Raw genomic sequence first — 24,721 nt, forward strand, 5'->3', positions numbered from 1 at the left:
AAAGAAGATGGAAGGATGGCGGGGTGACTGTAGAGGCCATCCGATCGGGCGTCGACCTGAGCTTTGTCGACGCGACCGCCCGCCCCCAAGACGACCTGTTCGGCCATGTCAACGGCCGCTGGCTGGCCGACTACGAGATTCCCCCCGACCGCGCGACCGACGGCGCGTTCCGCGCGCTGTACGACCGGGCCGAGGAGCAGGTCCGCGACCTGATCGAGGAGGCCAGCCGGCGGGGCGCCCCGGCGAACACCGACGAGCAACGCATCGGTGACCTCTACGGCAGCTTCCTCGACGTACACGCCGTCGCACGCCGGGGCCTGGCCCCGCTGCTCGACGAGCTGGCCTCGATCGACGCCTGCGCGGACCGCGCCGCCCTGGCCGGCGCGATCGGCGCCCTGCAGCGCACGGGCGTAGGCGGCGGCGTCGCGTTCTATGTGGACACCGACGCCAAGAACTCGGCCCGCTACCTGGTGCACTTCTCGCAGTCGGGCATCGGCCTGCCCGACGAGTCGTACTTCCGCGAGGAGCAGCACGCCGCCGTGCTGGCCGCCTACCCGGGACACATCGCGCGGATGTTCGGCCTCGTGTACGGCGGCGATCACGCCGACACCGCGGCCCGGATCGTGGCGCTGGAGAGCAAACTCGCGGCCGCGCACTGGGACGTGGTCAAGCGCCGCGACGCCGACCTCACCTACAACCTGCGCACCTTCGCCGGGCTGCGGGACGAGGCGGCGGGCTTCGACTGGGCCGGCTGGGCGGCCGCGCTGGGCGGCTCCCCCGACGCCCTCGCGGAAGTGGTTGTGCGCCAACCGGACTACCTGACCGCGTTCGCCGCGCTGTGGGACAGCGAAGACATCGAGGACTGGAAGCGCTGGGCGCGTTGGCGCGTGATCCGCGCCCGCGCCGCGTGGTTGACCGACGACCTCGTCGCCGCGGACTTCGATTTCTACGGTCGCCTGCTGACCGGCGCCGAGCAGATCCGCGAGCGCTGGAAGAGGGCGGTGTCGCTGGTGGAGGGCCTGCTGGGCGATGCCGTCGGAAAGCTTTACGTGCAGCAGCATTTCCCGCCGAGCGCCAAGGCCCGCATCGACGCCCTGGTGGACAACCTGAAGGCGGCGTACCGGTTGTCCATCAGCGAACTGGACTGGATGACGCCGCAGACCCGCGAGCGGGCGCTGACCAAGCTGGAGAAGTTCACCGCCAAGGTCGGCTACCCGGCGAAGTGGCGGGATTACTCGGCGCTGGTGATCGACCGCAACGACCTGTACGGCAATTACCAACGCGGATACGCGGTCAATCACGACCGCGAGCTGGCCAAGCTCGGCGGGCCGGTGGACCGCGACGAGTGGTTCATGACGCCCCAGACCGTCAACGCGTACTACAACCCGGGGATGAACGAAATCGTCTTCCCCGCAGCCATTTTGCAGCCGCCCTTCTTCGACGCCGAGGCCGACGACGCCGCCAACTACGGCGGGATCGGGTCGGTGATCGGTCACGAGATCGGGCACGGTTTCGACGACCAGGGCGCCAAATACGACGGCGACGGCAACCTGGTCGACTGGTGGACCGACGACGACCGCACCGAGTTCGGTGCCCGCACCAAGGCGCTGATCGAGCAGTACGACGCGTACACGCCCCGGGCGCTCGACGGCCGGTATCACGTCAACGGCGCGTTCACCGTCGGCGAGAACATCGGCGACCTCGGCGGGCTGTCCATCGCGCTGCTGGCCTACCAGCTGTCACTGAACGGCGAACCCGCCCCGGTCATCGATGGCCTGACCGGAGTGCAGCGAGTATTCTACGGCTGGGCGCAGGTGTGGCGCACCAAATCCCGTGATGCCGAAGCGATCCGGCGATTGGCGGTGGACCCGCATTCGCCGCCGGAGTTCCGCTGCAACGGTGTCATCCGCAACATGGATGCCTTCTACGACGCCTTCGACGTGACCGAGGGCGACGCCCTGTACCTCGCGCCGCAGCGGCGGGTCAGGATCTGGAACTAGGCCACCCCGCACGCTTCGATGCGCGCGGGCACGTGCTTGTGCCACGGCGTGCCGGCGTACGGGTCGCGCCACTCCGTCGAGGTGAGCGCGTTCGGGGCGACGCCCGGAACAACGGTATCGCCTGCGTCGTCGACGTAGTCGAGGCCAAAACCGTTGGGCAGGGCCGCATGCCCGGCCAGCATGGTCTCGGTGATCTCGACGGCCACCTCGGCGCTGCCGGCAGCGGTGCTGACCCGGGCCCGTTGCCCGTCGGCGAGCCCCAGGGCCTGGGCGTCCTCGACGCTGACCCGCAACGCGCCGTCGGCGTCGCGCTTGCGCCAGGACGGGTCGCGGAAGATGTCGTTGGCGGTGTAGGCGCGCCGCTCACCGACGGACAGGACGATCGGGAACTCCGCGGTGGTCAGGCGGGGCGGCGCCGCGGCCAAAGCCCTTAGGTCCTTCAGCATTTCGGGGATTTCCAGCGCGATCTTGCGGTCCGCGTGGCTGATCAGCGCGAAGTCATCCTCGTATTCGTGCCGGGTGAACGTGACGCCCGATGGGCTGGCCAGGATGGCATCGAACAGCGCGTTGCCATCGGCGTGGCCGGCCCGCCGGACGGCCTCGGGGTAGGCCATCGCGGTCTTCTGGGCCAGCCCCCACGCGGCGGCCGCGCCGGCCAACCCGTCGGGCAGTGTCGGCCCCAGTGTCTCGTAGAGCACGTACGGAACCAGCTTCGCCACGGTCGGATTGGCGGCCACGGCGGAAAGGAACGCCTCGGCGTAGGCTTGCCGGCCGCGGCGTGCGGCCTCGTGCAGCGGGCGCAGCTCGGCGTCGTCGAGTACGCCGAGCGCGCGCACCAGCCGCGCCCAGATCTCGGGTTCGGGCAGCGTGCCCGGCAGGGGCGGCAGCAACGGCCGGCGCAACTGAAAAGTGTTGGCGGGGAACTCGAAGTTGAAGAAGGTCGCCTCGGGCTTCTCGAACTGCGACGCCGCGGGTAGCACGTAATGGGCGAGCCGTGCGGTCTCGGTCATCGCGACGTCCACTACCACCATCAGTTCCAGCGCGCCGAAGGCCTCGCGGCAGGCGGCCGAGTTGGCCAGCGAGTGGGCGGGATTGCTGCTCTCGACGATCATGGCCCGGAAGCGGTCGGGGTGGTCGGTCAGGATTTCCTCGGGCACCGCGTTGCTCGGTATCAGCCCGGCGATGACGGGCGCACCGGTGACGGGCGTGCGCCCGGTGACCTGGCTGAACAACGGCGCGAACGACGAATGCAGGTGCTGGCCGCCCCTTTTCGCGAAGTTGCCGGTGAGGATCCACAGCAGCTTGTTCAGGTAGGAGCACAGGGTGCTGTTGGGCGCCTGCTGAACCCCGAGGTCCTCGAACACCGCCACGCTCGCGGCGGCGCCGACGCGCCGCGCGGCCGCGCGCAACAGTTCCTCGTCGACCCCGCAGCGCGACGCGTAGTCGGCGACCGGAACCTCGCGCAGCGCCGCGCGCACGGCGTCGGAGCCGCGCACGTGCTCGGCGAGAAAGGCTTCGTCGCAAAGGTTTTCCTGGACGAGCACGCCCGCCAGGGCGGCCAGGCACCAGGCGTCGGTTCCCGGGCGCACCCGCAGGTGGAAGTCGGACATCTTCGCGGTGTCGGTGACGACGGGATCGATGACGATCATCGACCGGGCCGGATCCTTGGCGATCTCGTTGAGCACCACCCGGGCCCGCGGAAAGCTCTGCGACATCCACGGGTTCTTGCCCACGAACACCGACACCTCGGCGTGCTCGAACTCGCCCCGCGTATGACCGCCATAGAGTTGCGCGTCGACCCAGGCCTCCCCGGTCTTCTCCTGCGCCAACGCGTTCGACCGATACCGCGAACCGAGCGCCTTCAGGAACGCGCCGCTGTAGGCGCCGCCCAGATGGTTGCCCTGCCCGCCCCCGCCGTAGTAGAAGATCTTGTCCCCGCCGTAGGCGTCGCGGATGTGCTTGAACCCCTCGGCGATCTCGACAATCGCCGTGTCCCAGTCGATCTCCTCGAACGTGCCGTCAGCGCGGCGGCGCATCGGCGAGGTCAGGCGGGCGCGGTTGTTCTGGTAGTGGTCGAGCCGCAGCGCCTTGTTGCATGTGTACCCCTGCGACCCCGGGTGCGCCTTATCGCCCCGGATGCGGGCCAGGTGGCCGTCCTCGACTTGCACGACGATGCCGCAGTTGCATTCGCACAGGATGCAGGCCGTCGGCGCCCATTCAGTGGTGGTCATTGCGAAACCCCTTCGGAGAGTTCGGCCACGAGCAGTCGGTGTAGCTGGCGGCGGACGACATCGAGCGGGGCGAGGTCGCGCCGCACCCTGGCCAGGACGATCGCCCCCTCGAGCGCCGAGGTCGCCAGCACCGCGAACTCGCGGGCACGATCGGCCGCGATGCCGTCGGCGATGAGGCGCTGGGCGATCAGGCCGGACCAGCGGTCGAACACCGCCGCGGCACGCTCGACCACCGGTGCCATCCGGTCGCGGTCGGACTGCTCGCCGGCTTCGACGGAGACCGCGACCACGGGGCAGCCGGCGCGGAAGTCGGTCTCGAGGAGCTGTCGGCGGTACTTGTCGATCAGCGTGTCCAACAGTTCGCGGCAGCCGGCGGCCCCTGCGATGACGGCGGCGACGTGTTCGCCCGCGTAGTCGACGGCCTCGCAGAGCAGTTGGGTCCGCCCGCCCGGGAAGTAGTGATAGGCCGACCCGCGCGGCGCGCCGCTGTGCTCGAGGACGTCCGAGATGGCCGTGGCGTGCGCGCCGCGCTCCCTGATCAGCAGCGCGGCGGACACCACCATCCGCTCGCGGGGGCTACGCATATGTATGATGCTATACATAACAGGCCGGCCCGCGAAAGGGGCCCAGCGGCCGCAAAAGCCCCCGGTTCGTGACGAAAAGGGGGCTCTTGGGACTGCTCGGCTACGCCGTTACGACATCCAGTCGCTCGAGCCGTCGTTCTTCTTGTAGTCGCCGCCGGTGGAGTTCTTCACGATGATCGGATCCCCCGGCCCGAAGTTGTCGAAGAACCACCTCGCGTTGGACGGGCTGATGTTGATGCAGCCGTGGCTGACGTCGCGCTTGCCCTGGTCGTCCACCGACCACGGGGCGCTGTGCACGAAGTCCCCAACGTTGTCGAAGCGGACGGCCAGCTCGACGGTCACCTTGTAGCCGTACGTCGAGTTGACCGGGACGCCGTAGGTCGAGGAGTCCATCACCACCGACGGCATCTTCTCCTGCACGTAGTAGGTGCCGTTGGGGGTCTGGTGGTTGCCGGACGTCATGCCCATCGACATGGGGATGGTCTTCTCCACGGTGCCATTGCGCGTCACGGTCAGCTGGTGGGTCGAATCGTCGGCCGTGGCGATCAGGGTGTCGCCGGTGTGGAAGGTGGACACGGTGCCGCCCGCGTCGACCGTCACGTCGGTGTGAGCGGGCCAGAAGCTCAGCGGGCGCCAGCGCAGCTGGGTCGGGGTCATCCAGTAGAACTTGCCCGGCACCGGCGGGACCGATGACACGTGGACCGCGTCGATGGCCGCGCCCGCGTCGTCAACCCGGCCGGGGAAGTTGATGATGATCGGTTGGCCCACGCCCACCGTCGAGCCGTTTTTCGGGACGAACGACGGCGGCCCGAACGGCGGCGTGCCCGTGAACGGCGTCGGGTTCTGCCCGGCGGCGGGACCCGCCGCCACCGGCGACGCACCCGGGAAGGTAAACGGCGGCGGCGCAAACGGAGGCGGGGGCGCGGGCAGCGGGGCGGGGGCCGGCGGCGGCGCGGGCGGACCGGGCGGGGCGACGACCCCGGGGTCGCCGGGGTCCGGGTCCGCCAGCGCGGGGCCGGCGCTCAGCACCAGCACACCGAACATCGACGCCACTCCGGCCGCCTTCAGCGCCGCGAAGAGGCCCTTGGAAGTCCAGGCTCTCGTCCAGCCCGACATACGCATCCCTCCAGTCGCTATCTGGGAAATAGTGTGGCACAGCGGCCGGGCCAGCTATCTCTTCCGCCGCCGGCGGCCGGCCGATGTGCGGGGCGATTGGGGACGCTGACCTGCGCAGCTATGAATTGCGTGAGCTTGCCGGGGCAACGTCCAGCGTCTGCCGATTGGCGGCCATGGCGACCAGGGCGGCGGCCATCAGGCCCGCCGACGCGGTCAGCATCAGCGCGACGTTGCGCTCATACAACAGGCCACCCGCCAGCGAGCCGGCCATGATGCCCACCTGGAAGGCCGTCACGTAGAGCCCCGATGCCCCGTCCGGGTCGTCGGCCCCGTTACGCATCGCGGCGGCTTGCAACATCGGCGACACGGCGGTGGCCATCGCGCCCCACAACACGATCGCGGCGGTTCCGATGAGGGCCGTCGCCGCGGCGGGTGCGCCGCCGAACGCGAGCGCGGTGAGCACCACGAACGCGAAGGTCAATCCGGCCATGCACAGGATGACGGCGCTCTTGGGCCGCCGGTCCAGGGACCGCGCCACCACGCCCACCGCGATCACGCCGGCGGCGCCGTAGGCGGCCAGCAGCCAGGCGAGATTGGGTCCGTGCACGCCGACCACGTCGCGGATGATCACCACGATGTAGGTGTACGACACGAAATGGCCCGTGACCCCCACCATGGTGATGAGGCTGACGATGATCAGCCGGGGATTGCGGTGGTGGCGCGCCCGCGGACCCACGCACTTGAGCTGGTCGTCGGTGAGCGCCAGCTCCGGCAGCAACAGCCAGGCCGCCAGGGTGACGACGGCCGCCGCGACGGTGACGCAGGCCGCGGCCAGCCGCCAGCCCCACATCAGGCTCATGGCGGCCGTGAGCGGGCTGCCGATCACCAGCGCCAGGCTGGTGCCGACGTAGATCGACATCGTGGCGCGCCCGGCGTGGCTCGGGGGCACCAGCCGCGTGGCAAGCGGGGCGATGATCGACCACAACAGGCCGTGGGTGACCGCGCACAGCACCCGCCCGACGGCCAGCACCGCAAAGCTGGGCGCCAGCGCCGAGATCAGCTGCGAGACGGTCAGGCAGGCCAGGCTGAACACCAACGCGCGCCGGCGCGGCCAGTGCGCAGTCCACCGCACCAGCGGGAACGTCGACAGCGCCGCCACCAGCGCGTACCAGGACAGCAGCGTGCCGACCAGGACCACGCTGACGTGCAGGTTGCGCGCGATCGCCGACAGGGCGCCGACCGGCAGGATTTCGGCGGTGACGTAGGTGAACGCCGCGGCGGCCAGCACAGCCAGCTGTGCGGCGATCCGTGGCGTCCACGTTCGCCCAGCAGAGGTGGTGGCGGCAGTCATGGCGGTCATCGGTTGGGTACGCAATCGGCCGGGCAAGGCTGCTGGCGCAATCACGCTGCACCTACCGTACGCACCGCAACAATAGGTTCCCGCAAGTTAGCGGTTCAACACGCCTACCAACCGGCGGTCAGGACCGCACCAGACGCGCGATGGCGGCCGAGGCCTCGGCCAGCTTGTCGTCGGCCTCGCTCCCGCCCTCGGCCACGGCGCCGGTGACACAGTGGCTCAGGTGCTCGTCAAGCAAGTTCAGCGCCACCGAACGCAGGGCGCTGCTGACGGCGCTGATCTGGGTGAGGACGTCGATGCAGTATTTGTCTTCCTCGATCATGCGCGCGATGCCGCGCACCTGGCCCTCGATGCGCCGCAGCCGCTTGGCGTAATTGTCCTTCTGCTGCGAATATCCGTGTGCACTCGTCACCGCTCGAGTCTACCCCATACCCCGACGGGGTATGACCCGCGCGTTTGCGGACGCGGTGTGCCCGGCATACTTGCACGATGAGTTCAGGGCAGGCCACACCCACCGATGCGGCGCCGGTCGCCGACATCAAACCGCGTAGTCGCGACGTCACCGACGGCCTGGAGAAGGCCGCCGCCCGTGGCATGCTGCGCGCCGTAGGCATGGGCGACGAAGACTTCGCCAAGCCCCAGATCGGGGTCGCCTCGTCCTGGAACGAAATCACGCCGTGCAACCTCTCGCTGGACCGGCTCGCCAAGGCGGTCAAGGAGGGCGTGTTCTCGGCCGGGGGCTACCCGCTCGAGTTCGGCACCATCTCGGTTTCCGACGGCATCTCGATGGGGCACGAGGGGATGCATTTCTCCCTGGTGTCGCGCGAGGTGATCGCCGACAGCGTGGAAACCGTGATGCAGGCCGAGCGCCTCGACGGGTCGGTGCTGTTGGCCGGCTGCGACAAGTCGCTGCCCGGGATGCTGATGGCGGCCGCGCGGCTGGACCTCGCGGCCGTGTTCCTCTACGCCGGCTCCATTTTGCCGGGGGTGGCCAAGTTGTCCGACGGCAGCGAACGCGAGGTCACGATCATCGATGCGTTCGAGGCGGTGGGGGCGTGCGCGCGCGGGCTGATGCCGCGCGAGGACGTCGACGCCATCGAGCGCGCGATCTGCCCCGGCGAGGGCGCCTGCGGCGGCATGTACACCGCCAACACCATGGCCAGCGCCGCCGAGGCGCTCGGCATGTCGTTGCCGGGCAGCGCGGCCCCGCCCGCGACCGACCGCCGCCGCGACGGGTTCGCGCGCCGCAGCGGCGAGGCCGTCGTCGAGCTGCTGCGGCGCGGCATCACCGCCCGCGACATCCTCACCAAGGAGGCCTTCGAGAACGCGATCGCGGTGGTGATGGCGTTCGGCGGCTCGACCAACGCGGTGCTGCACCTGCTGGCCATCGCGCACGAGGCCGAGGTCGCGCTCACCCTCGACGACTTCAGCCGGATCGGGTCGAAGGTGCCGCACCTGGCCGACGTCAAGCCGTTCGGCCGGCACGTCATGTCCCATGTCGACCACATCGGCGGCGTGCCGGTGATCATGAAGGCGCTGCTGGACGCGGGCCTGCTGCACGGCGACTGCCTGACGGTGACCGGCCAGACCCTCGCCGAAAACCTGGCCGCCATCGCCCCACCGGACCCGGACGGCAAGGTGCTGCGGGCCATGGACAACCCGATCCACCCGACCGGCGGCATCACCATCCTGCACGGATCGCTCGCGCCGGAGGGCGCGGTGGTCAAGACGGCCGGTTTCGACTCCGACGTGTTCGAAGGCACCGCAAGGGTTTTCGACGGCGAGCGGGCGGCGCTGGACGCGCTCGAGGACGGCACCATCACACATGGCGACGCCGTGGTGATCCGTTACGAGGGACCGAAGGGCGGGCCCGGGATGCGCGAGATGCTCGCCATCACCGGCGCAATCAAGGGCGCCGGCCTCGGCAAAGACGTTCTGCTGCTGACCGATGGCCGGTTCTCCGGCGGCACGACCGGCCTGTGCGTGGGGCACGTCGCTCCCGAGGCGGTCGACGGCGGACCGATCGCCCTGCTGCGCGACGGCGACCGGATCCGCCTCGACGTGGCCGCCCGCCCCCTCGACGTGTTGCCCGCCCCCGCCGAATTCGAGGCGCGGCGAACAGATTTCACGCCTCCCCCGCCCCGCTACAAGACCGGGGTGTTGGCCAAGTACGTCAAGTTGGTCAGCTCGGCCGCGATCGGCGCGGTCTGCGGTTAGCCGCCTTGTCGCCTAACCGAATTCGCGACTACGCGTGCGCGGCCGCCCGGGTGCGCACGCCGAAGTAGGTGGCGTTGAGGCCCAGGACGGTCAGCAACGCGCCCGCGACGACATTCGACCAGAGCATGCCGGCCGTGAGCGCGACGCCCGGCAGGATCCACGGCGACACGATGACCCAGACACCGAGCACCGGCAGCGTCCAGGTCATACCGTGCGCGCGGTCCAGCGCCGTGGCAAACCCGTACGCCAAGAACGCCACCGCGATCCCGACGATCAGGTCGGACGTGGCAAGCGATGCCGTCGCGCTGAACCCGACGATCCACGGCGAGGCGGCCACGTACAGGCCCGTCAGCAGGGCCAGGCCGAAGGTGACATGCGCACTCGTCGACTCGGCGACGCGCTCGTAGTTCGCGCGCAGAGCCAACAAATCGGGGTGGTGATCGATTGATGAATGGACCGTACTCATTTTGTGACCTTTCTGTTACGCAGCAAGCCTTTTGGGCCACACTGCACCCATCCATCTGTGGTCAAGATTACGCCCGATCACGAGCCAATTCGAGGGGCCGCGTAACGTCGTGAGCAATGGACATCGCCGACCGATTGCGGCTCGATGTTCCGGTGGGCCAGGCTGGAATGGGCGGCGGCCTGGCGGGCGCGCCGCTGGCGGCCGCGGTCGCCAACGCGGGCGGCCTGGGAACCCTGGGCATCGCCACCCCGCGCCAGCTGCGGGCGTCGATCGAGCAGGTGCGCGAACGGGCGCCGGGGCGCGCCGTCGCGGTAAACCTGTTGATGCCCTTCGTTCATCGCCGCCACGTCGCGGTCTGCGTCGAGTGCCGCGTGGACGCCGTCGTGCTGGCGTTCGGCGAGAAGTGGGGGCTCGTCGAGCACCTGCGCGGCGCCGGAGCCTTCGTGTTCGTGATGGTCGGCACCGAGAAGCAGGCGCGCGCCGCGGTCGCCTGGGGCGCCGACGGTTTGATCGCGCAGGGACGGCAGGCCGGCGGGCACCTGGTGGGAACCATGGCGGCCCTGGACTTCCTGCCCCACGCGCTCGCGGTGCCCGGCAACCGGCCCGTCTTTCTGGCCGGCGGCATCGCCACCGCCGCCGACACCAGCGCCGCCCGGGATGCCGGTGCCAGCGGCGTGATCGCCGGCACACGATTCCTGCTGACCCACGAGGCCAACGCGAGCCGGGAGTATCAGCGGCGAATCCTGCAGGCGGACAAGACGATTGAGACCGACCTGTTCGGCCTGAGCTGGCCGCTGCGCCATCGCGTCATCCCGAACGCGGCGACGCGGCGCTGGTGTGGCAACGACGGGAAGGCCAAGGCCTTCCCCGCCGCCCTCAACGCCGCCAGCCGTCCGCTGTCGGTGCTGGGCTATTTCGACGCGGGCGCGCTGATGCGCCTACAGTCGCCCGCCCGTCCGTTCTTCACCCCACTGGCGCCGGTGGCCGGGGTCCCCGACGCGTGGTTGGACAGCGCCGCGCTGTACGCGGGCGAAACCGCTTTGCGGATCGGCGAACTCACGTCCGCCAGCGAGGCCGTCAAAACCCTCACCCCGCGCTGACGCCCTCAGCGCACCACCGCGAGCGCAAAACCGTCCCACTGCTTGGCCCCGACGGTCTGGATCACGGCCGTGTCCAGCCGCGGGTGCTCGCCCATCGCCAGCAACGTCCGGCGCGTCGCCTGCACTTTGGCATCGTCGGTTTCCGTGTCGATAATCCGGCCTTCGCGAATGACGTTGTCCACCACGATGACCGAGCCGGGACGAGCCAGCCGAATCGCCCACTCGAGATAGGCCGCGTTGTTCTCCTTGTCGGCGTCGATGAACACCAGGTCGAAAGGGCCACCGTTCAGCGTCGGCAAGGTGTCCAGCGCGGCGCCGACGATCACCTCGACGCGGTCGCCCACGCCGGCGCGCTGCAGGTTGGACCGAGCGACCTCGGCGTGTTTGGGCTCGTATTCGAGCGTCACCACGCGACCTTCGGGTCCCGCCCCGCGTGCCAGCCAGATGGTGCTGAAGCCCCCCAGCGTGCCGACCTCGAGGATGCGGCGCGCCCCTATCGCACCGGCCAGCAGCGACAGGAACTTGCCTTGCTGCGCGGAGACCGCGATCTGCGGCAGCCCGGCCGCGTCGCTGGCCCGCAGCGCCGCGGCCAGGACCGGGTCGTCGCCCACCACGGTGCTGTCCAAGAATGCGTCGACGTCTTGCGGGGTCGGGTCTGCCGTCATGCCGCCCACGCTACCCGGGGCGCGCGCAACCAATCCACCTATTTACGATATACCCCTGCGGGGTATATCATGAGATCTGCGAGTCCACGGCGACAAAGAAGGGTGGTTGACATGGCAACCTATGAAGCGGGAGCCCTGCTGAGTTGTGGCCACGAGGGCTGCGGATGCCGCGTTCGCATCGAAGTTCCCTGCCACTGCTCGGGCGCGGGCGAGCCGTACCGCTGCACCTGCGGCGACGAGCTGACGCCGGTCGAGTAGCCGTCCGGCCGGTCGTACGCCCGGCCCGCGGATCACCTCGAATCAGCGCCCGAACGCGCGGCCGGCCAGCTCCACCCCGCCCGCCAGGCGGAGCGCGACCGCGGACGCGCCCACCGCCACGGTGTAGCCGCCCGGCGCGATGCGCCAGGTCCCCGCGCCCCCGTCGTAATGGGCGAGCAGGCGCGCATCGGCCTCGATGCTCACCCGGCGGGTCGCGCCCGGCTCGAGCTCCACCCGTTCGAATCCCAGCAGACGCGAGCATCGCTCGCCGGGGGCCGAGGTCAGGTACAGCTGCGGGACGTCGGCCCCGGCACGGTCGCCGACGTTGGCGACGCTGAAACTGGCGCTGATCGTGTCCCCGGCGCCGAGCACCAGGTCGCGATACTCAAACCTGGTGTAGGACAAGCCGTGACCGAACGCGAACATCGGTGCCAGGCCGCGCTTGGCGAACCAGCGGTAGCCGACATCGGCCCCTTCGAAGTAGTCGATGGTGGTCGGCGTCCCCCACGGGGTGGCGGGATCGGGCAGCTCCGGGCGCGGTGTCTGGCCGAGGTCGACCGGGAACGTGATCGGCAGCCGGCCCGACGGATTCACCACGCCGGCAAGGACTTCCGCGATCGCCCGGCCACCGTTTTGGCCCGGGTACCAGGCCTGCAGGATGGCGTTCACCGAGTTGCGCCAGGGCATCGTCACCGGGTTGCCGGTCTCCAGCACCACCACCGTGTTCGGGTTCGCGGCCGCCACCGCGGCGATCACCGCGTCCTGGCCCCACGGCAGCGACAGGTCGGCGCCGTCGAAGCCCTCGCCTTCGGCGCGGACGGCGAACACGATCGCGACATCGGCCCGCCGCGCCGCCATCGCCGCCTCCGCGGGGCCCAGGCCGGGATCGAATTCGATCTGCGCCCGGGGAAGCCGCTCTCGCAGTTCGCTCAGCGGGCTCGACGGCAGCAGGTACAGGTTGCGCATGCCGGCCTCCAGGCCCTGCCCGCCGATCGGGACCACCGCGGCGTACCCGCCGGGCGGGACGACGGCGGCCGAGCCGTAGCCGGCCGCGACACCGGCGTGCGCGTAGCCACCGATGACCGCGATGCGTGGGCTCGACTCCGGCGCCAGCGGCAGCGCGCCGCGATTGGCCAGCAGCACGATCCCCGCGCGCGCGATCCGCAACGCAATCTCGTTGTGCGCGTCCATGTCCGGTGCCGGCCCGACGTGGGCACGATCGACGCCGACCGCGAACATCGACCGCAAGATCCGGCGGACCATGTCCGACAGGCGCTCGCTGGCCAGCCCGCCCTCGGCATGCGCGGCGCGCAGGGGGTCCCCGAACGCCTCCGATCCCCACAGCAGCGCGTCGATCTGCGCGCCGCACTCCTGGTCCAGGCCCGCCAGCGCGCATTCCCAGCCCGGCGTGGCGCCCCAGTCGGACATGACCCAGCCGCGGTACCCCCACGCGCCCTTGAGCACGCCATTGATCAGGACGTCGTTGGCGGCCGCGTAGTCGCCGTTGATCTTGTTATAGGCGGCCATCACCGCGCCGGGCGCGCCGCGCTCGATGGCCATCTCGAAGGCCAGCAGGTCGGATTCGCGGTGCGCGTCGGGATCGATCACCGCGTCCAGCCAGTGCCGGTTGGTCTCGTTGCCGTTCAGCGAGTAGTGCTTGACCGTCGAGATGACGCCCTCGTGCTGGATCCCCTTGACCGATTCGGCGGCAATCGTCGCCGTCAAAAGCGGGTCCTCGGAGACGTATTCGAAATTGCGGCCGTTGCGCGGATCGCGTGCGAGGTTCATGGCCCCGGCAAGCTGCACGTTGAAGCCGCGGCTGCGGGCCTCCCGGCCGATCAGGCCGCCGGCTTCGCGCGCCAGCGCGGGATCGAAACTGGCGGCCAGCGCCAGCCCGGCGGGCAGGGCGGTGGCCGTATCACCCGGGCGATAGCCGGGGTTGGTGACCCCGAGCCCGGCGTCGCTCATCAACAGCGCGGGGACTCCGAGCCGCGGTATCCCGGGCACATACGCCGCGCTCATCGGGACCCCCGGCGGGATGCGTTCGTCCGGCACGGGCCACAGTTCGCCGGCGCCCATCACCCCGACCAGGAGCGAGAACCGCTCGTCGTCGGTCATCTGGGCCTCGACCTCGCGGGCCCGGGTGTCCGGATCGCCGGCAGAGCCCGATTGTCCGGCTCCTCCTCGGGCCGCTGCACGGCCCGCATTGTCGCCGAACGAGCTCACCGCACACCCTCTTTGGCGTACACCACGCGCAGCACGTGCCCGAGTTCCGGTCCCATCACCAGACCCGTCAATTCGCAGATCGTCGCGACGAACTCCGGGCCGTGCGGCGGATCGGCCCGGCACAGGTGATGCGCCACCTCGTGCAGCACCACCAGCTCGCGCAGCGCCCAGTCGGCGGTGTCGCGATCGGGAACCGCGATAGTGCCTGCGCCGTCCCGGCTTTCGTAGTGCGCCGCGGTGGCGGCGCGGCGCGCCCGCACCCGCAGCGGCGGGACGTCCGGCCAGCGGCGCCGCACCGACGGCAGGGCGAGGACGTCGTCGACGTAGCGCTGGACGGAGGCGACCGACCCGAATCGCCCCTCCGGCGGCAGCGTCAACCGGGTGCCAAAGAACTCGACGGCGGGCGATCCGTGCTCGGCGGCGCGATCGAACAGCGTGCGGACGAAGTCCTCGGCCGCATAAACCTTGGCGCGCTGCGAATCGCGGGTCGCCGTCACTGGCGCAGCGCGCTCCGCGCCCCGGGCAGTTCGGGGCTGTTCCCGAGCCGCGCCCGCCGGCCCGCCCGGTCCCCCGCGCGGCGCGCCGCCGACGAATAACCTGCCGTCGCGCGACTGACTTGGTAGGTGCCGCGCGCCTTCGACGCGCCACGGTAGAAGTCGCGCAGCTCAAGTTCCTTGTCTCGCAGGGCGATAGCCGTGCCGGGCGGGCGGCGGCGGTCCTTGGTGGCCTCGCGGGTGGCCTCCTCGCGGGCCTCGGCCAGCCGCTGACCCACCCGCGCCCCGAACGCGAGCTGAAAGTTGAGGCGCGCGGTGATCGTCGGCGTGGGCCGGTGGGCGCCGGAGGTCAGGTAGGCGTCTGACGCCCGCACCATCTGGACGACGAGGCTGGCGTAGAGGGCGTGCGTGGCGTCGATGTCCTCGGCGAACCCGTACGCGTAGACGAACGTCGAGTTCGACGCCACGTCACAACGCACGTCGTTGGCGGCCGCGATCACCACGAAGAGCTGCACGTACGTCCGCAACCCCCGGGTGCCGGCCGCGCCGATGGTGATGGTCCGCTGCGTCGGGGCCTGCACCGGCGAGCGCTTGGCCGCGTGCGACCGCGCCACCGCCAGGTCGATGGACGCCGCCGTCGCCAACCGCTGCGCGGCGCTCATGAAGGCGTCCGCCTCGTGCGAGTTGTCGGTGCCCTCGGCCTGACGCAACAGCGCGGCGATGCGAGCCAGCATTTTGTCGTCGCTCATGTGCGCCACTCCTCCTCATCGCTCCGTCCCCCGCGAGCGGGCGGTACTCCGCTCTGCATCGTCGCGGCGCGGCTCATGTGCGCCAAACTAACGCAACGAGACGACACTTTGCCGACGGCCGCTCAGAGCCGGGCGGTGATCCAGGAGACGACGTCGCCGAGCACCTGCTCGCGCTCCGGCTCGTTGAAGACCTCGTGGTACAGCCCCGGGTACACCTTCAGGTCGACGTCGGTGGATCCCACGCATTCGACCAGCCGGCGGCTCCCGTCGACCGGGATGAGCCGGTCATCGGAGCCGTGCACCACCAGCAGCGGCGCGGTCAGCGCCGGCGCCCGCTGCGGCATGGTCTCGCCGACCTGCAGCAGCGCGCGCCCGACGCCGGCCGGGACTTTCCCGTGATACACCAGGGGATCGTCGTTATAGGCCGCCACCACCGCCGGGTCCCGCGAGATGGCGTCGACGTCGAGTTCCTGCACCGGAAGGCCGGGCACGACGACACCGAGCACCTTGGCCGCGAGCACCATCAGCGGGGACACCAGCTCCTGGGCCGCCACCGCCGGCGCCGACAGCACCATCATGTCGTAGTTGTCCGGGCGTTCGACCCCGTAGGCGAACACGATCCCGCCGCCCATGCTGTGCCCGAGCACGATGCATTTGAGGCCGTGGTGTTCCCGGGTGGCGATGCGGACCAGCGTGTCGAAATCCGTCGTGTACTCGGAGATGTCCCGCACCAGCATCCGCTTGCCGCCGGAGCGGCCGTGCCCGCGGTGGTCCAGCGCGTAGGTGACCAGGCCCGCGCCGCCGAAGCACTGCGCGACGTGGTCGTAGCGGCGGGCATATTCGCCGAGCCCGTGCGACAGCACGACCACCGCCCGCGGCGTGGTGTCGGGCGTCCAGACGTCATAGACGATGCGCACGCCGCCGACGCCCTCGAAGGTCCGTTCAGTGCGCGTAGTCATCATGGGCAGCGTAGTGGCTCGGGGGGCGGGCCTTAACAAAGACTCTGTCGGGGACACTGCGTAGGCTCATTCGGGTGAGGCTGCTCACCGAAAACGCCGGAAACTCTGACGCTGACTCGGCCGTCGGCGCGGACTTCTCGACCGACGCGGAGCCGTACCGTCGCGAGTTGCTCGCCCACTGCTATCGGATGACCGGGTCGCTGCACGACGCCGAGGACCTGGTGCAGGAGACGCTGCTGCGGGCCTGGAAGGCCTACGACCGTTTCGAGGGCAGGTCCTCGATGCGGACCTGGCTGCACCGCATCGCCACCAACACCTGCCTGACGGCGCTGGAGGGGCGCGAGCGGCGCCCCTTGCCGACCGGCTTGGGAGCCCCCAGCTCGGACCCGACGGCGGAGCTGGTGGAGCGTCGCGAGGTGCCCTGGCTGGAGCCGCTGCCCGAGCTCACCGAGGACCCGGCGGACCCGTCGGTCATCGTCGGGTCCCGGGAGTCGGTGCGGCTGGCCTTTGTCGCCGCGCTGCAACACCTTTCGCCCCGGCAGCGGGCGGTACTCCTGCTGCGCGACGTGCTGCAGTGGAAGGCGGCCGAAGTGGCCGCGGCGATCGGCACCACCACCGCCGCCGTCAACAGCCTGCTGCAGCGGGCCCGCACCCAGCTGGAAGCCGTGCAGCCCAGCGCGAGCGACCGCTTGACGCCGCCGGAATCGGCCGAGGCGCAGGACCTGCTCGACCGCTACATCGCCGCGTTCGAGGCTTACGACATCGACCGGCTGGTCGAGCTGTTCACCGCCGAGGCGATCTGGGAGATGCCGCCGTACGTCGGATGGTACCGGGGCGCCCGGGACATCGTGACGCTCATTCACCAGCAGTGCCCCGCCGAGCACCCCGGGGACATGCGCCTGCTTCCCGTGATCGCCAACGGCCAGCCCGGCGCGGCCATGTACATGCGCGCAGGCGACGTGCACGTGCCGTTCCAGCTGCACGTGCTCGATGTGCGGGACGGTCGGGTCGCGCACGTGGTGGCGTTCCTCGACGACACGCTGTTCGCCAAATTCGGGCTGCCCGGTTCCCTGTGACGACACGGAAGCCCCCGCTCGTCGCGCCCGCGCCCGGCAAACCGCTGCTGTTGCTGGGCGCCTTTGACATCGCCGCCGTCGGTTACGTCGCCGAGGAGTTCTTCGTCTCCGGCACGGCCTCGTCCTACTCGCCCACGGCCGAGTTGGGCGCCGACGGGCAGTGGAGCGTAACGCCCAGCGGCACCGCCGAATACACGACGCGGATCGTGGCGCTGACCCCTGCACGGCGCTCCGATTTCAACGGCACAGTGCTCGTCGAATGGCTCAATGTCAGCGGCGGCATCGACGCCCCGGCCGTGTGGATGATGGCCCATCGCGAGATCCTTCGTGCGGGCTACGCCTACGTCGCGGTCTCGGCTCAGCGGGTGGGGGTGGAGGGCGGCGGCACCAGCATGCTCGGCTTCGACATGTCGCTGAAGAGCCAGGACCCGGCGCGGTATGCGGCCCTGCATCACCCCGGCGACGAGTTCTCCTACGACATCTTTTCCCAGACGGGCGAGCTGGTCCGCAACGGCGCGCTGGGCGATCTCGCCGTGCGCCACGTGCTCGCCGTGGGCGAGTCGCAATCCGCGATGTTCCTGACCACCTACGTCAATGCCGTCGCTCCACTCGCCCGAAGCTACGACGGCTTTTTGGTGCATTCCCGCTTCGCGTCGGCGGCACCGCTGGACGGCGCTTCCATCTTCGACGAGTCGCAGGCCGCCTCGCCGGACGCGGTCGCATTCCGCACCGACCTGCGCGTCCCGCTCGTCACGATCATCACCGAGACCGACCTGTTGGGCGGACCCCGGCACGGCTACTACCTCGCGAGGCAACCCGACGACCAATGGCTGCGGGTCTGGGAGATCGCCGGCGCCGCGCACGCCGACAACTACACGGTCCAGGTGGCGCCGATCGACGACGGCTCGGCGCCGCTGGACGCCGTCGTGTCGGCCTACGCCCCGACCAACATGCTGATGGGCCAGGAGCTGGGGCATTACATCAACTTCGCGCCGCAGCACCATTACGTGGTGCAGGCGGCGATCGCCGCCCTGCACACCTGGGTGCGAACCGGGCAGCCGGCGCCGGCGGCCCCGCCGATCGAGGTCCGCGACGGCGATCCGCCGCGGGCCGTTCTGGATCCCAACGGCGTTGCCCGGGGCGGCGTGCGGACCCCGTGGGTGGACGTGCCCATCGCCCGGACCTGCGGCCTGCCCAGCTCGGGAGCCGGCGAACAGAGCCTGATGGCCGCGATCTTCGGGTCCGGCGAGCCGTTCGACGCCGCAACGTTGCACCGGCTCTATCCGGGTGGGGCCGAGCAGTACCTCGACGGGTTCACCGCGGCGCTGGACACCGCGATCGGATCGGGATTCATCCTGCCGGCCGATCGCGCCGAGATCCTCGAGCTCGCCGCGGCGACGTATCCCCTCGGCAGCGCTCAGGCGTAGTGCGGCCGCAGGTTGAGGCGCAGCATGCGGTCCAGCAGTCGGTCGGACGCCAGGCGGGCCACCCGTACCAGGACAGCGGCATCGCGCCCGATGGTGTAACGGGTGCGGGGCCGAGATGCCGTGGCCGCCTTGGCGATCACCGTGGCCGCGCGCTCGGCCGTGACACCGCCCGCGGTGAACGATCGGGCTTGCGCCTTGACCGCCTCAGCAAGATCGCCGTAGCGGTGCAATTGGTCGGCGGTCATTGCGGCGCTGAGGCGATCGGCGGTGGCGATCCCGCGCTCGGTGATCTCCGTCTTCACCCCGCCCGGTTCGACGACGACGACCTTGACCCCGAACTCCGCGACCTCGCGGCGCATCGCATCGCTGACGGCCTCCAGGGCGAACTTCGAACCCGCGTAGGCGCCATAGGTCGACAACGCCACCCTGCCACCTACGGAACTGATGTTGACGACGGTGCCGCAGCTTTGCAGCAGGGCCGGCAACAGCGCCTGGGTCATCGCGATGTGACCGAACAGGTTGACCTCGAATTGACGGCGCCATTCGTCCAGCGGCAACGTCTCGACCGGCGCGTTGACGGCGATCCCGGCGTTGTTGATCAGCGCGCGCAGGGGCCGGTGCATCGGATCGCGGGCGACCCGGTCGGCGATGGCCGTGACGTCGGATTCCACGGTGATGTCGAGGGCGTGGGGCTCGATCCCCTCGGCGCGCAACGCATCCGCGTCCACCTGACGGCGGACCCCGGCCAGCACGTGGAAGCCCCGGCGCGCCAGTTCCCGCGCGGTGGCCGCCCCCATGCCGGTCGAGGCGCCGGTGACGACGATCAGTTCCCGCCGTTCGGGGTCAGTCGAAGCAGTCATAACCGTCTCCATCGTGGGGCCGACACGTTGAGTTGACAACGTCAACAATCTAACAGCTTTGTTGACGATGTCAACTCAAGTGCAGGACGCTTATGCTTCTCCGGATGGCGACACGATCAGAGGCGGCCGCGGCGACGCGCCGCTCCCTCCTCGACGCCGCACAGGTGTTGCTGGATATCGGCGGACCCGAAGCGGTTACGCTGCGCGAAGTGGGCGCGCGCACCGGTGTTTCGCGCTCGGCGCCCTACCGTCACTTCGCCGACAAGGAAGGCCTGCTCACCGCCCTCGCCACGAATGCGTGGAGCGAACTGGGTGACGCGCTGGAACTTCTGGTCGCCAGCGGTAACCCGCCCGAGCAGTCATTGCGCGCCGCCTTGCTGTCGCTGATCGCCGTGGGCCGGACCCGGCCGCACCTGTACCGCTTGATGTTCACCACGCCCGCGGGTGATCCCACCGCGCTGGCCCGGGCGGCCGAGCGCACGCAGGACCTCTTTCTCGACCTGGTGGGCCGCATCGTCGGTGCCAAACGGGCGCGCCGCTACGGGGCGCTCCTGCTGACCAGTGCGCACGGCATCACGGGCCTGGAACTGAGCGGCCACCTGGTGTGGGACAAATGGCAAACCGACGCCGAGCAGCTCATCGATACGCTCATCGCCCTGCTGCCCGCCGCGAAGTAGTCACCTGGGGAACAGCCGGCTGTCCGGTGACGGTCCCTCCACCGAGCGGACCAGCCCCGCACCGGTGATCAGCGGCAGGTCCAGCGCCGACAGCAGGCCGGGCCGGGCCGCGCACACCGCGGGGATGGCGTTGACCATCCGCGACGCGCCGGCGATCCGCGCGCCTAGGTCGTGGTCGTGGTCCTCGGCCATCTCGAATTCGCAACGCATGCTTGGGGATCCCTCGATCTCGACGCGATACAGGCCGCGCCCCGACGCCGTGCCGTAGCCGAGATCCTTGGGCGGGATACAGATGTGGGGCTGGGGCCAGTCCGGGGCGATGTCGTCGCGCATCCGCGTCACATGATCGAGGACGAAAGTCGGCTTCCCGCCGACGTATCCGGTCAGTGTGGAGCGCATGGCCGCGATCGTTCCGGCCTCGATGTGGCCGGTGGGCGTGTCGAAGGCCTCGGCGGCGGGGACGCGGTCGTTGGCTTCCTCGATGTTGTCGATCTTGACGCCCAACCCGGCGGCGAGCTGGTGCAGCACCGGCCCCCAGCCGAACGTGAATATTCCCGGCTGGGCCGCGAAGGCCTGGTATTCCGGCGGCTTGCCGAAACCGAGGATCTCATAGACCGCGGTGCGGTCCGGGTAGGTGGCGTAGTTGAACATCTCGGTCACCCGCACCGACTCGATGACGCGGGATACCCCCGAGAGCACGAGCGGCAGCACGTCATTGGCGAAGCCGGAGTCGATGCCGGTGGTGAAGAACGACACTCCGCCGTCCAGCGCGGCCCGGCGCAGCGGATCGGTGAACGCCGCGTCGACGGCGTCGGGAAACACCAGCGGTACTACCGAACACGACACCACGTTCTTGCCTGACCGCAGGATCGACGCCATGTCCTCGACGGCGTCGAGCGGACGCAGGTTGGCGCCGGCCGCGTACACCACCGCGTCGGCGTCGCCGGCGAGCATCGGCGCCGGGTCCCGCGTGGCGGTCACCCCGACCGGCGCGATCCCACACAGCTCTCCGGCGTCGCGGCCCGCCTTGGCATCGCTGTGCACGACGAGGTCGACCAGCTCCAGCTCCGGATGGTCGATTACGCCGCGCAGGGCGATCACGCCCATCGAACCCGGCCCCCAAACTCCCACCTTGAACACGATATTCTCCTAATATTAGGACGGCTATTCGTAGATTTTGGACGGATCGTAAGGAGCCACGCGTGGGTGAGTCAACCGCCAAGTCGCCGCCCACCGCCCGCGTCGTGGATGTGCTTGAAGCGCTGGCGGATTCACCCGGGGGTCGCACCTCGGCGGAGGTGGCGAAGGCCTGCCGGATCAGCACCTCGACCTGCGCCCTGGTGCTGGCCGAACTGGAGCGGCGCGCGTGGGTCGCGCGCCGTGATGACCGCCGCTATGTGCTGGGCAGTGGGTTGTTCGGTCTGGTTCACGGGCTGCGCGCGCAGTTCCCCCTCCTGGACCGCGGTCGCGACGCGCTGCGCTTCCTGCATGACGCGCTCGGCGCCGGCTGCTCGATGTCGAGGATCGGCGATCGCCACCTGACCACCGTCGACGCGGTCGGCCACGGCACCGACGGCGAACACGCCGTCGGTCAGCGCTTCCCCATCGACCCGCCGTTCGGACTGGTCGCCATGGCTTGGCGCGACGACGTATTCGTCGAGAGCTGGCTGCGGCACGTCACGCCGCGGCTGACGCGCGCCGAAGTCGCCCAGCATCAGCGGGTGCTCGCCGACATCCGGGCCCGCGGCTACGGAGCGTGGCGGTTCGACGACACCCACCAGTCGCTACACCACCGCCTGGCGGACGTGCTGGCGTCGCTGGAGCCGACCGCCCAGGTGGCGCGCCGGCTCACCACCCTGATGACCATGGTGACGCTGCAATCGATCACCGATGTGCTCGAAACCGAGCTGGCGTCAACGGAATTCGTCGTCCTGCCGATCTTCGGCATGGACGGCCAGCCCGAGTACCAAATCGAGATCCACCTGGGGGGCGCGGCCGGGCTGACCCTGTCCGCGCTCGACACCGCGCTGCGGCGCGCGCAGACAATGTTGGCCTAGGCTGGAGCCCATGCCCGCAACCGTCGAGATTCGGCGTGCGGCCGACCGTGCCGTCACCATGACGTCCTGGCTGACGTCCCGGCATTCCTTCTCGTTCGGCGACCACTACGACCCCGACAACACCCACCACGGGTTGCTCCTGGTCAACAACGACGACATCGTCGCGCCCGGAACCGGATTCGATACCCATCCACACCGCGACATGGAGATCGTGACCTGGGTGCTGCGCGGCGAGCTGACCCACCGGGACTCCGCCGGCAACCGCGGGGTCATCTATCCCGGTCTGGCCCAACGCATGTCGGCCGGCAGCGGCATCCTGCACTCGGAGAAGAACGACTCCGCCACGGAACCAGTCCATTTCGTGCAGATGTGGGTGGTCCCCGACGAGACGGCCATCACACCGAGCTACCAGCAACACGAGATCGGCGACGCGGAGCTGTCGGGCGGACTTGTGACCATCGCCTCAGGCATCCCCGGAGTTGAGGCGGCCATCACGCTGCACAACCGCAACGCCGCGCTGCACGCCACGCGGCTACGACCCGGCGACTCGGTGGACCTCCCGCAGGCGCCCTACCTGCACGTATTCGTCGCACGGGGTCGGATTGACGCGGCCGACATCGGCGAGCTCGCCGACGGCGACGCGGTCCGGTTCACCGGCGCCGACGGCGCGCGGGTGACGGCGGCCGAGCCCGCGGAGCTGCTGATCTGGGAGATGCATGCAAAGTTGGGCGCCTGACACCACATAGAGTGGGCACGACAGACAGGAGCCCGCATGTCTCAATCGCAGCCGCGGCACGCGGCGCCCAACCCCAAGCGGAATATCAAGGCAGTTCGGACCGTGCGGTTCTGGACGCTGCCGATCGTCGTCACGCTGGCGCTGATGTCGGCGCTGTGCGCGCTGTACCTCGGCGGCATCCTGAACCCGATGACCAACCTGCGGCACTTTCCCGTCGCCGTCGTGAACGAGGACGCCGGGCCGTTCGGGGGACAGATCACCGACGGCCTCGTGGCCGGGCTGGACAAGGACAAGTTCGACGTCCGCGTCGTGTCCCACGACGCCGCCCAACGCCTGCTGGACACCGCCCAGGTGTACGGGGAGCTGGTCATTCCGCCGACCTTCTCGTCCAACCTGCGCGAATACGGAGCCAGCGCCGTCACGCCCGGCCGCGCGACCCGGCCGTCGGTCACCATCTCTACGAACCCGCGAGCGGGCACACTCGGCTCCAGCATCGCCGGACAAACCCTCACCCAGGCGATCGCCGTAGCCAACGGGAAAGTGGGGCAACGGCTTACGGCCGACGTCGCAGCGCAGACCGGGGGCGCGCCGCTGACCGGCGCGTCGGCGCTGGGCCTCGCCAACCCCATCGAGGTCAAGGCGAACGTGTACAACCCGCTGCCGAACGGCACCGGAAATGGGTTGTCGGCCTTCTATTTCGCGCTGCTGCTGCTGCTCGCGGGGTTCACCGGCAGCGTCGTGGTCAGCACGCTGGTGGACGCGCTCCTCGGCTATGTGCCCGCGGAATGGGGGCCGGTGTACCGATTCGCCGAGCAGGTCAGGATCTCGAGATTCCAGACCCTGCTGCTCAAATGGGCCATCATGGTGGTGCTGGCGCTGCTGACGTCGGCGGTTTACCTGGCCATCGCCCACGGGCTCGGCATGCCCATTCCGCTCGGCTGGCAATTGTGGGCGTTCGGGGTGTTCGCGATCATCGCGGTCGGCATCACGTCGAGTTCCATCTTGTCGGTGCTGGGCTCGATGGGCCTGCTGGTCAGCATGCTGATCTTCGTGATCCTTGGGCTGCCGTCCGCGGGCGCCACCGTCCCGCTGGAGGCCACGCCGACGTTCTTTCGCTGGCTGGCCGAATTCGAGCCGATGCACCAGGTCTTCCTGGGCGTGCGCTCGCTGGTCTATCTCGATGGCCGCGCCGATTCCGGTCTGTCCCAGGCGCTGTGGTTGACAACGATCGGCCTGGTGATCGGGCTGTTGTTAGGTGGCATCATCACGCAGCTCTACGACCGCCAGGGCTTCCACCGCATCCAGGGGGCGGTCGAGCTGGCGATCGCCGCGCAACACCAGGCGGAGCACCAGGCCCGCGTGAGCAAGCGGGAGAACGCCGCGGTGGGCCAGGCCGACGCCGAGAGCGAAAGTTCAAGCGAGCAAGCGTAATTCGAGTGCGGCCCAAGCGTCATGCGTTCGTTATC

The 24,721-nt window shown here is 69.9% G+C and carries 22 protein-coding genes and 1 pseudogene; 10 read left to right on the forward strand and 13 right to left on the reverse strand.

Translation table 11 applies throughout. The annotated features are described in order from the left end of the window. The first annotated feature begins 23 nt into the window (after positions 1 to 23). Complete coding sequence (locus MTAB308_RS14705; protein WP_077100214.1) at positions 24 to 2,000, forward strand: M13 family metallopeptidase; 1,977 nt, start codon at positions 24 to 26, stop codon at positions 1,998 to 2,000. On the opposite strand, the gene MTAB308_RS14710 is transcribed toward MTAB308_RS14705, so the two are convergent. From MTAB308_RS14710 to ricR, 5 genes are all read right to left on the reverse strand, one after another. Further along, a complete protein-coding gene (locus MTAB308_RS14710) occupies positions 1,997 to 4,231 on the reverse strand; it encodes a molybdopterin-dependent oxidoreductase (RefSeq protein WP_077100213.1) in 2,235 nt (744 codons plus the stop codon). The two genes, MTAB308_RS14705 and MTAB308_RS14710, sit on opposite strands and share 4 nt — an antisense overlap. Continuing rightward, on the reverse strand, positions 4,228 to 4,815 hold the full coding sequence (locus MTAB308_RS14715; RefSeq protein ID WP_077100212.1) for a TetR/AcrR family transcriptional regulator: 588 nt from the start codon (positions 4,813 to 4,815) through the stop codon (positions 4,228 to 4,230). The genes MTAB308_RS14710 and MTAB308_RS14715 overlap by 4 nt, the downstream gene beginning before the upstream one ends. A 108-nt stretch (positions 4,816 to 4,923) precedes the next feature. Then, positions 4,924 to 5,931 carry a L,D-transpeptidase gene (locus MTAB308_RS14720; RefSeq protein WP_077100222.1) on the reverse strand — a complete coding sequence of 336 codons (1,008 nt, stop codon included), beginning with the start codon at positions 5,929 to 5,931 and terminating at the stop codon, positions 4,924 to 4,926. Between the two features lie 118 nt (positions 5,932 to 6,049). Continuing rightward, positions 6,050 to 7,291 carry an MFS transporter gene (locus tag MTAB308_RS14725; protein WP_077100223.1) on the reverse strand — a complete coding sequence of 414 codons (1,242 nt, stop codon included), beginning with the start codon at positions 7,289 to 7,291 and terminating at the stop codon, positions 6,050 to 6,052. A gap of 118 nt (positions 7,292 to 7,409) precedes the next feature. After that, positions 7,410 to 7,700: a copper-sensing transcriptional repressor RicR gene (gene ricR, locus MTAB308_RS14730; protein ID WP_077100224.1), complete on the reverse strand. Its 291-nt coding sequence runs from the start codon at positions 7,698 to 7,700 to the stop codon at positions 7,410 to 7,412. 77 nt (positions 7,701 to 7,777) lie between these two features. On the opposite strand from ricR, the gene ilvD reads away from it, so the two are divergent. Then, positions 7,778 to 9,505 (forward strand): dihydroxy-acid dehydratase, encoded by a 1,728-nt coding sequence (ilvD, locus tag MTAB308_RS14735; protein ID WP_077100225.1) that lies wholly within the window; start codon positions 7,778 to 7,780, stop codon positions 9,503 to 9,505. A gap of 28 nt (positions 9,506 to 9,533) precedes the next feature. Here the strand turns inward: ilvD and MTAB308_RS14740 are convergent, their stop codons facing one another. Beyond that, positions 9,534 to 9,971 (reverse strand): SPW repeat protein, encoded by a 438-nt coding sequence (locus MTAB308_RS14740; RefSeq protein WP_077100226.1) that lies wholly within the window; start codon positions 9,969 to 9,971, stop codon positions 9,534 to 9,536. A gap of 116 nt (positions 9,972 to 10,087) precedes the next feature. On the opposite strand from MTAB308_RS14740, the gene MTAB308_RS14745 reads away from it, so the two are divergent. Further along, positions 10,088 to 11,071: a nitronate monooxygenase gene (locus MTAB308_RS14745; RefSeq protein ID WP_077100227.1), complete on the forward strand. Its 984-nt coding sequence runs from the start codon at positions 10,088 to 10,090 to the stop codon at positions 11,069 to 11,071. A 5-nt stretch (positions 11,072 to 11,076) separates the two neighbouring features. On the opposite strand, the gene MTAB308_RS14750 is transcribed toward MTAB308_RS14745, so the two are convergent. Continuing rightward, positions 11,077 to 11,736, reverse strand: coding sequence for an O-methyltransferase (locus MTAB308_RS14750; protein WP_077104359.1), 660 nt, complete (start codon positions 11,734 to 11,736; stop codon positions 11,077 to 11,079). A 69-nt stretch (positions 11,737 to 11,805) separates the two neighbouring features. On the opposite strand from MTAB308_RS14750, the gene mymT reads away from it, so the two are divergent. Further along, complete coding sequence (mymT, locus tag MTAB308_RS14755) at positions 11,806 to 11,994, forward strand: copper-binding metallothionein MymT (RefSeq protein ID WP_173842187.1); 189 nt, start codon at positions 11,806 to 11,808, stop codon at positions 11,992 to 11,994. 42 nt (positions 11,995 to 12,036) lie between these two features. On the opposite strand, the gene MTAB308_RS14760 is transcribed toward mymT, so the two are convergent. From MTAB308_RS14760 to MTAB308_RS14775, 4 genes are all read right to left on the reverse strand, one after another. After that, positions 12,037 to 14,112 (reverse strand): beta-glucosidase, encoded by a 2,076-nt coding sequence (locus MTAB308_RS14760; RefSeq protein ID WP_077100229.1) that lies wholly within the window; start codon positions 14,110 to 14,112, stop codon positions 12,037 to 12,039. 104 nt (positions 14,113 to 14,216) lie between these two features. Beyond that, complete coding sequence (locus tag MTAB308_RS14765; protein ID WP_077100230.1) at positions 14,217 to 14,717, reverse strand: TIGR04338 family metallohydrolase; 501 nt, start codon at positions 14,715 to 14,717, stop codon at positions 14,217 to 14,219. After that, entirely contained in the window at positions 14,714 to 15,463 is a 750-nt protein-coding gene (locus tag MTAB308_RS14770; RefSeq protein ID WP_077100231.1) for a DUF2786 domain-containing protein, read from the reverse strand. The genes MTAB308_RS14765 and MTAB308_RS14770 overlap by 4 nt, the downstream gene beginning before the upstream one ends. Positions 15,464 to 15,585: 122 nt before the next feature. Continuing rightward, positions 15,586 to 16,425 carry an alpha/beta hydrolase gene (locus MTAB308_RS14775; protein WP_077100232.1) on the reverse strand — a complete coding sequence of 280 codons (840 nt, stop codon included), beginning with the start codon at positions 16,423 to 16,425 and terminating at the stop codon, positions 15,586 to 15,588. On the opposite strand from MTAB308_RS14775, the pseudogene MTAB308_RS14780 reads away from it, so the two are divergent. Beyond that, a pseudogene (locus MTAB308_RS14780) lies at positions 16,373 to 17,498 on the forward strand (sigma-70 family RNA polymerase sigma factor). The gene MTAB308_RS14775 and the pseudogene MTAB308_RS14780 overlap by 53 nt on opposite strands. Further along, positions 17,495 to 18,925: an alpha/beta hydrolase domain-containing protein gene (locus tag MTAB308_RS14785; protein WP_077100234.1), complete on the forward strand. Its 1,431-nt coding sequence runs from the start codon at positions 17,495 to 17,497 to the stop codon at positions 18,923 to 18,925. The pseudogene MTAB308_RS14780 and the gene MTAB308_RS14785 overlap by 4 nt, the downstream one beginning before the upstream one ends. On the opposite strand, the gene MTAB308_RS14790 is transcribed toward MTAB308_RS14785, so the two are convergent. Continuing rightward, complete coding sequence (locus tag MTAB308_RS14790; RefSeq protein ID WP_077104362.1) at positions 18,916 to 19,785, reverse strand: SDR family oxidoreductase; 870 nt, start codon at positions 19,783 to 19,785, stop codon at positions 18,916 to 18,918. The genes MTAB308_RS14785 and MTAB308_RS14790 overlap by 10 nt on opposite strands. A gap of 104 nt (positions 19,786 to 19,889) precedes the next feature. Between MTAB308_RS14790 and MTAB308_RS14795 the strand changes: the two genes are divergently transcribed. After that, positions 19,890 to 20,462, forward strand: a complete 573-nt coding sequence (locus MTAB308_RS14795; RefSeq protein ID WP_077104364.1) for a TetR/AcrR family transcriptional regulator — start codon at positions 19,890 to 19,892, stop codon at positions 20,460 to 20,462. On the opposite strand, the gene MTAB308_RS14800 is transcribed toward MTAB308_RS14795, so the two are convergent. Further along, positions 20,463 to 21,602 (reverse strand): NAD(P)H-dependent amine dehydrogenase family protein, encoded by a 1,140-nt coding sequence (locus MTAB308_RS14800; protein WP_077100235.1) that lies wholly within the window; start codon positions 21,600 to 21,602, stop codon positions 20,463 to 20,465. It abuts the gene before it with no gap. A gap of 62 nt (positions 21,603 to 21,664) precedes the next feature. Between MTAB308_RS14800 and MTAB308_RS14805 the strand changes: the two genes are divergently transcribed. The 3 genes from MTAB308_RS14805 to MTAB308_RS14815 are packed head-to-tail and all read left to right on the forward strand — an operon-like array spanning position 21,665 to position 24,686. After that, on the forward strand, positions 21,665 to 22,519 hold the full coding sequence (locus MTAB308_RS14805) for a MarR family transcriptional regulator (RefSeq protein WP_108637322.1): 855 nt from the start codon (positions 21,665 to 21,667) through the stop codon (positions 22,517 to 22,519). Between the two features lie 10 nt (positions 22,520 to 22,529). After that, positions 22,530 to 23,255, forward strand: coding sequence for a pirin family protein (locus tag MTAB308_RS14810; protein WP_077100236.1), 726 nt, complete (start codon positions 22,530 to 22,532; stop codon positions 23,253 to 23,255). A 36-nt stretch (positions 23,256 to 23,291) separates the two neighbouring features. After that, on the forward strand, positions 23,292 to 24,686 hold the full coding sequence (locus MTAB308_RS14815; protein ID WP_077100237.1) for a YhgE/Pip domain-containing protein: 1,395 nt from the start codon (positions 23,292 to 23,294) through the stop codon (positions 24,684 to 24,686). Positions 24,687 to 24,721: the final 35 nt, after the last annotated feature.

The organism is Mycobacterium terramassiliense, assembly GCF_900157385.1.
Lineage (GTDB): Bacteria > Actinomycetota > Actinomycetes > Mycobacteriales > Mycobacteriaceae > Mycobacterium > Mycobacterium terramassiliense.

Excerpts from the sequence above, each read along its gene's own strand:
- MTAB308_RS14710 (WP_077100213.1), bottom strand. The coding sequence starts at position 4,231 with ATGACCACCACTGAATGGGCGCCGACGGCCTGCATCCTGTGCGAATGC.
- MTAB308_RS14715 (WP_077100212.1), bottom strand. The coding sequence starts at position 4,815 with ATGCGTAGCCCCCGCGAGCGGATGGTGGTGTCCGCCGCGCTGCTGATC.
- MTAB308_RS14720 (WP_077100222.1), bottom strand. The coding sequence starts at position 5,931 with ATGTCGGGCTGGACGAGAGCCTGGACTTCCAAGGGCCTCTTCGCGGCG.
- MTAB308_RS14725 (WP_077100223.1), bottom strand. The coding sequence starts at position 7,291 with ATGACCGCCATGACTGCCGCCACCACCTCTGCTGGGCGAACGTGGACG.
- ilvD (WP_077100225.1), top strand. The coding sequence starts at position 7,778 with ATGAGTTCAGGGCAGGCCACACCCACCGATGCGGCGCCGGTCGCCGAC.
- MTAB308_RS14740 (WP_077100226.1), bottom strand. The coding sequence starts at position 9,971 with ATGAGTACGGTCCATTCATCAATCGATCACCACCCCGATTTGTTGGCT.
- MTAB308_RS14745 (WP_077100227.1), top strand. The coding sequence starts at position 10,088 with ATGGACATCGCCGACCGATTGCGGCTCGATGTTCCGGTGGGCCAGGCT.
- MTAB308_RS14750 (WP_077104359.1), bottom strand. The coding sequence starts at position 11,736 with ATGACGGCAGACCCGACCCCGCAAGACGTCGACGCATTCTTGGACAGC.
- mymT (WP_173842187.1), top strand. The coding sequence starts at position 11,806 with ATGAGATCTGCGAGTCCACGGCGACAAAGAAGGGTGGTTGACATGGCA.
- MTAB308_RS14760 (WP_077100229.1), bottom strand. The coding sequence starts at position 14,112 with ATGACCGACGACGAGCGGTTCTCGCTCCTGGTCGGGGTGATGGGCGCC.
- MTAB308_RS14770 (WP_077100231.1), bottom strand. The coding sequence starts at position 15,463 with ATGAGCGACGACAAAATGCTGGCTCGCATCGCCGCGCTGTTGCGTCAG.
- MTAB308_RS14775 (WP_077100232.1), bottom strand. The coding sequence starts at position 16,425 with ATGATGACTACGCGCACTGAACGGACCTTCGAGGGCGTCGGCGGCGTG.
- MTAB308_RS14790 (WP_077104362.1), bottom strand. The coding sequence starts at position 19,785 with ATGACTGCTTCGACTGACCCCGAACGGCGGGAACTGATCGTCGTCACC.
- MTAB308_RS14795 (WP_077104364.1), top strand. The coding sequence starts at position 19,890 with ATGGCGACACGATCAGAGGCGGCCGCGGCGACGCGCCGCTCCCTCCTC.
- MTAB308_RS14810 (WP_077100236.1), top strand. The coding sequence starts at position 22,530 with ATGCCCGCAACCGTCGAGATTCGGCGTGCGGCCGACCGTGCCGTCACC.
- MTAB308_RS14815 (WP_077100237.1), top strand. The coding sequence starts at position 23,292 with ATGTCTCAATCGCAGCCGCGGCACGCGGCGCCCAACCCCAAGCGGAAT.